Source organism: Bacillus sp. 7_6_55CFAA_CT2, from assembly GCF_000238655.1.
Taxonomy (GTDB): domain Bacteria; phylum Bacillota; class Bacilli; order Bacillales; family Bacillaceae_G; genus Bacillus_A; species Bacillus_A cereus.
The window spans coordinates 66,602-70,777 of the sequence record NZ_JH414716.1 but is presented as its reverse complement, the minus strand read 5'-3'; the positions used below and the strand labels follow the sequence as shown (position 1 = coordinate 70,777).

Genomic DNA, 4,176 nt, shown 5'->3' with positions numbered 1-4,176 from the left:
TTTTTATGTAGTTATACTCTTACTACAATCACTATCTTATGTACATAACTTTCGTTATTGGGAGTTGATTAATATTAGCTTATTTGTCTTATAAGTTAAATCGAGAACTATTAGATTCCAAAATACTCCAGTTCTTTTTGTATGTTATTTAAGGCAAACCTCTTTCGTTTTTTAAAGAAGTTCTTTGGTTCGTTTGAAGATAATCTCCAAAGAAGTCGTATATCCTGCGAGTGTTAGAGTAAGGACTTGAACAAATTCCCAACCATCTTCAGCATGTTCTATAATAATACGCTTATAATCTTCTTTGGGTTGCCCTTTCCATCCATCCATTTCGACTTTCACAAATTTGTAATCATACATATTCTTCCACCCCTCTTTCCCTAATTGTACCATTTAGAAGAAGCGATGTATTGTGCTTTTTTGACTGTATACTCTATACATATGCAGTTAACATAACGCATCATTATCAGTAGCAATGAAAAAGGGGAATCCTTACTCTTAGAAGGAATCCACTCTTTCTATTTCTACAACTCTATTTTTATACGTTCCTCTTCTTATCCTTACAGGAACCTCCACCACTAGATCATTAACTTAATTATCTTTAGGGGAAGTTAAAAGTTTTTATTTTCTTGTTCAATTAAAGCGCCAGTTGGTTAAATATTATGAATAATTAATTTGAAAGTCTTTTTATCTAAATACACCTTTTCTTTTTGAAAGCCAATCTTCTAAGGCATCTTCGTGTAGTTTTGTAAATAATTTCGGTATTTGGTCTATTGGGAAGTATTTTAAATCTAAAGTTTCAATACCGTCTGTAGTAAGTTCCCCATCAATTGGCTTGCATTGAAAACAATGAACGATAGTCTGAGCTTTATCTCCGTTCGGAAACTCACCAGAGTATTTAGAGTAGACACCTATAAGATGTTCAACTTCAACATTTAATCCTGTCTCCTCAAGTATTTCTCGTTTAGCGGTTTCTTCAAGAGATTCTCCAAGTTCCATAGCACCACCTGGAAGACCCCACTCATTTCTATCTCCCCTCTTTTGTAAAAGGATTTCATTTCGTTCGTTATAAACAATACCTCCAGCAAAATTAAGAAATATTAAATCGTGCCCTACTTTTTCCCGAATATAACGAATGTAGTCCTTATTTGTAGTCATAAATTTCCTCCCACTTATATATAAAATACAAATTAATTATATATCCAAATAGAAGAAAATGGTATTATTCCTTATTCAACTAACCTGGTCTCCTTACCCTCACCAGAACTTCCACCACTAGTTCATTTAAATAATTATCATTAATAGAAGACATTTAGCGATGGACTACCTATAAAAGAAAAGTTAATCACCTTAAAAATGGAATCTCAGTAACAAAATTGAACAATATTACATTTCTGTTATAATATAATACGACAAAAAGCTTATTACAAAACATCTTGGAGGATCGTGCATTGAAAAGACATTATAAAATTGGCGGAATTATTCTTGCTGCATCGCTCTTCGCTAGCGGCTGTGGGAATGGAGAAAAAGCAGAAGAGAAAAAAAGGGAATCTTGGACAGAACATGAGCAAAGATTAGAAAAAGAACAAGCCGAAAAAGAAGCACAAAAAGAAGCAATTAATTTTGAAGTAGGCGAATACTCTTATAATCCAGAAACTAAAATGTTAACGGTAAATGTAAAAACAAATATGCCGGAAGGATCAAAAGCAAAAGGTGTTATCAAAGAGCCAGAAAAAGAATATATAGCAGTAATGTCAAAAGAGAGCACTGTTCATGATGGGAATTTTCATTTTGAATTTGGTGACCATGTATCCGAAACGTCAGGACGTGAAGTTGTTAAAAATGGAAACTATGATTTTAAAATGACTTTTACTGTTGATGCCGAAAACAAAGCTGCATTAGATGCATTCAAAGACTATGACAATTTCGAAAAAAACTATAAATCTAATGGGGAATTAGAAGAGATAGAAAATGGATTTAAAGTTAGAGGAATTAATGCTGGAAAAGTAAATATTGAAAATGCTCTATCAGCAGAAGAAGCCGAAAAAGTAAATATTGAAGAAAAAAAGAAACTAGCAAAAGATCTTTCTTATCCTGAATTAAAGAAAAATCCGGATGGACACAAGGACGAATTAGTGAAATATACTGGTGAAATTGTTCAGATCATAGAAAGTGGCGGTTCAACTGATATTAGATTAGCTGTTACAAAAAGGTCATATGGATATAACACCAACGACATTGTCTATGTAACCTTCGATAAACCAACAGAATTTGTTGAAAAAGATATAGTTACAGTAACAGGAAATATTGAAGGAAGTTATTCTTATACATCACAAGCAGGTTGGAATATATCCGTACCACTAATGAAGGCTATTGATATAACGAAATAAGTCATCAAAAAAAGCCCGGTTAATTTAATCGGGCTTTTCCCTTATCGATATAGGAAATAGTTTTAAGCATCAGGTAATACAAATTCCATTTGCCGACTCTGTGTTTTAAATCCAAGTTTTTCATAGAATTGTATAGCCTTCTTGTTAAATTCTAAAACATTTAATTCTACACTTGTTGCTTGTATTTCTTTAGCATACTCAAATGCTTTTTGTACTAATATTTTTCCTATTCCTGTTCCTTGACATATTTCACTTACACCAATATTGCGGATAAAGAGTACTTTTCGCTCAACTAACTTTGGATTTTCGGCTGGTTCTTTAATATCTAAGATTAAATAAGCAAGAATCTCTTTATTATTGTCCTCTACTACAAATATCTCTATGGTTTTATCATTAAGCCACTCTTCGTATGCATTGTGATCCAAAGAAGCTGAAGTATCAGAGTAAATATCTGGTCTTCCCTCTATATGTAACTGTTGAACTTGCTTGTTTATATTTGATATATTCCAAAAATCTTCTGGAGTAGCTAGTCTTACTGTGAAAGGCAAAACTTCATTAGACATAAGTCCATTCCTCCAAATGTTTTATTTAAATTGATTTTAACAAAGCGCATCATTATCCGTAGCGAAGACAAAGAGGAACCCTACTCTCACAAGGGAACCGCCTTGTTTTCACCAGAACTTCCACCACGGCTTCCTCTCTTTCGCTGCAGCAACCTCATTTCGAAATTCTTGCATCACTCTCTTCGTTTCCTGCATTTCTCGTAATGTCTTCATCAAAGTCTCATCACGCGCTTCCAATCGTTTTTCCACTCGTTCATTATGTGCTTCTACGCTTGCTTTGATTTCCTCGTTACTTTGCTTCGCCTGCTCACTTAATCGTTTCTCCATCGCTAACATACTCTGATTCATTTCTTGCGCCATAACGCTGTACTGTTCCTGTAATTGCTGTTTAATGTGGAATGGCACTAAATCCGTTTCCTCAGATTCTTCTTGAATCAGATCCGGATTAACTTTCTCTATTTGCTGCGCAATCATCTTCGCTGCCTTTTCTAACGTCATACCGTCATGCTTACTCAGTTCAATTAATTTCTCAATCACCATAATGTCATTGTCTGTGTATTGGCGTCTACCACGGTTATCTTTTTTTACAACAAATCCCTCTCGTTGCAATACTTCCATGTACTTTCTAAGGGTGCTATCACTTATTCCTAGTCGTTTGTATACTTCACTAGCAGAATAAACAATTTCATCCGTCATAACGTCACAACACCTCCTAGTGAGAGTATTCCATGATGAGTAGCAAATTCCTGCAAAGAAAAAAGCCCTGTATAAACAGGACTTTTTCTTAATTATTTAAATTGCCAATTTACCACATAGTTCCACGGACTATTTTGGCTATATGGCATTACACCAATACGTAAATAATAAGTTTTACTAGGGTTAATGCTTACAGTCTTTGGTGTTTCAGACATTGTCCATGAACCTAAAAGTCTACCATACTCGCTATCTTCATAAATAGAAATTTTAGTATCTGAGTGTCCCCATAAATCCACAGAAAGTGTATTTTTGACTTAAACTCGAAGCTTTTACTGGAATTAAACGATAAGCACTAATAGAATAAAGTGTTCCGTCAGTTTGCCCGTTACCTACATCAACCGATGCTATGGAATTGGATGAAACCTTTTTATCAACTACCTTAGGTTGTTCGGCTGCAAATGCTCCTCCGGCCCCAGATAAAGCAATTCCAGTTGCTAATGCCCCAATTGCTAGTTTCTTTAACATAA

General features: G+C 34.4%; 6 protein-coding genes and 1 pseudogene. 1 reads left to right on the top strand and 6 read right to left on the bottom strand.

What is annotated here, in order from left to right; translation table 11 throughout:
* Positions 1-171: 171 nt before the first annotated feature.
* Positions 172-360: a DUF4177 domain-containing protein gene (locus HMPREF1014_RS27530; protein ID WP_000272494.1), complete on the bottom strand. Its 189-nt coding sequence runs from the start codon at positions 358-360 to the stop codon at positions 172-174.
* A gap of 327 nt (positions 361-687) precedes the next feature.
* On the bottom strand, positions 688-1,158 hold the full coding sequence (locus tag HMPREF1014_RS27525; RefSeq protein ID WP_000210486.1) for an NUDIX hydrolase: 471 nt from the start codon (positions 1,156-1,158) through the stop codon (positions 688-690).
* A 293-nt stretch (positions 1,159-1,451) separates the two neighbouring features.
* On the opposite strand from HMPREF1014_RS27525, the gene HMPREF1014_RS27520 reads away from it, so the two are divergent.
* Positions 1,452-2,390 carry a hypothetical protein gene (locus HMPREF1014_RS27520; protein ID WP_000820697.1) on the top strand — a complete coding sequence of 313 codons (939 nt, stop codon included), beginning with the start codon at positions 1,452-1,454 and terminating at the stop codon, positions 2,388-2,390.
* 62 nt (positions 2,391-2,452) lie between these two features.
* On the opposite strand, the gene HMPREF1014_RS27515 is transcribed toward HMPREF1014_RS27520, so the two are convergent.
* From HMPREF1014_RS27515 to HMPREF1014_RS32370, 4 genes and pseudogenes are all read right to left on the bottom strand, one after another.
* Entirely contained in the window at positions 2,453-2,953 is a 501-nt protein-coding gene (locus HMPREF1014_RS27515) for a GNAT family N-acetyltransferase (protein WP_000064367.1), read from the bottom strand.
* A gap of 108 nt (positions 2,954-3,061) precedes the next feature.
* On the bottom strand, positions 3,062-3,649 hold the full coding sequence (locus tag HMPREF1014_RS27510; RefSeq protein ID WP_000128987.1) for a DUF3967 domain-containing protein: 588 nt from the start codon (positions 3,647-3,649) through the stop codon (positions 3,062-3,064).
* Between the two features lie 92 nt (positions 3,650-3,741).
* Positions 3,742-3,864 (bottom strand): hypothetical protein, encoded by a 123-nt coding sequence (locus HMPREF1014_RS32375; RefSeq protein WP_255344405.1) that lies wholly within the window; start codon positions 3,862-3,864, stop codon positions 3,742-3,744.
* Positions 3,865-3,916: 52 nt separating this feature from the next.
* Positions 3,917-4,176: pseudogene (locus HMPREF1014_RS32370) on the bottom strand (hypothetical protein); the annotation flags it as partial.

Bases quoted from the DNA above. Each gene is read 5' to 3' on its own strand.
- HMPREF1014_RS27525 (WP_000210486.1), bottom strand. From the start codon at position 1,158: ATGACTACAAATAAGGACTACATTCGTTATATTCGGGAAAAAGTAGGG.
- HMPREF1014_RS27530 (WP_000272494.1), bottom strand. From the start codon at position 360: ATGTATGATTACAAATTTGTGAAAGTCGAAATGGATGGATGGAAAGGG.
- HMPREF1014_RS32375 (WP_255344405.1), bottom strand. From the start codon at position 3,864: ATGTCTGAAACACCAAAGACTGTAAGCATTAACCCTAGTAAAACTTAT.
- HMPREF1014_RS27515 (WP_000064367.1), bottom strand. From the start codon at position 2,953: ATGTCTAATGAAGTTTTGCCTTTCACAGTAAGACTAGCTACTCCAGAA.
- HMPREF1014_RS27510 (WP_000128987.1), bottom strand. From the start codon at position 3,649: ATGACGGATGAAATTGTTTATTCTGCTAGTGAAGTATACAAACGACTA.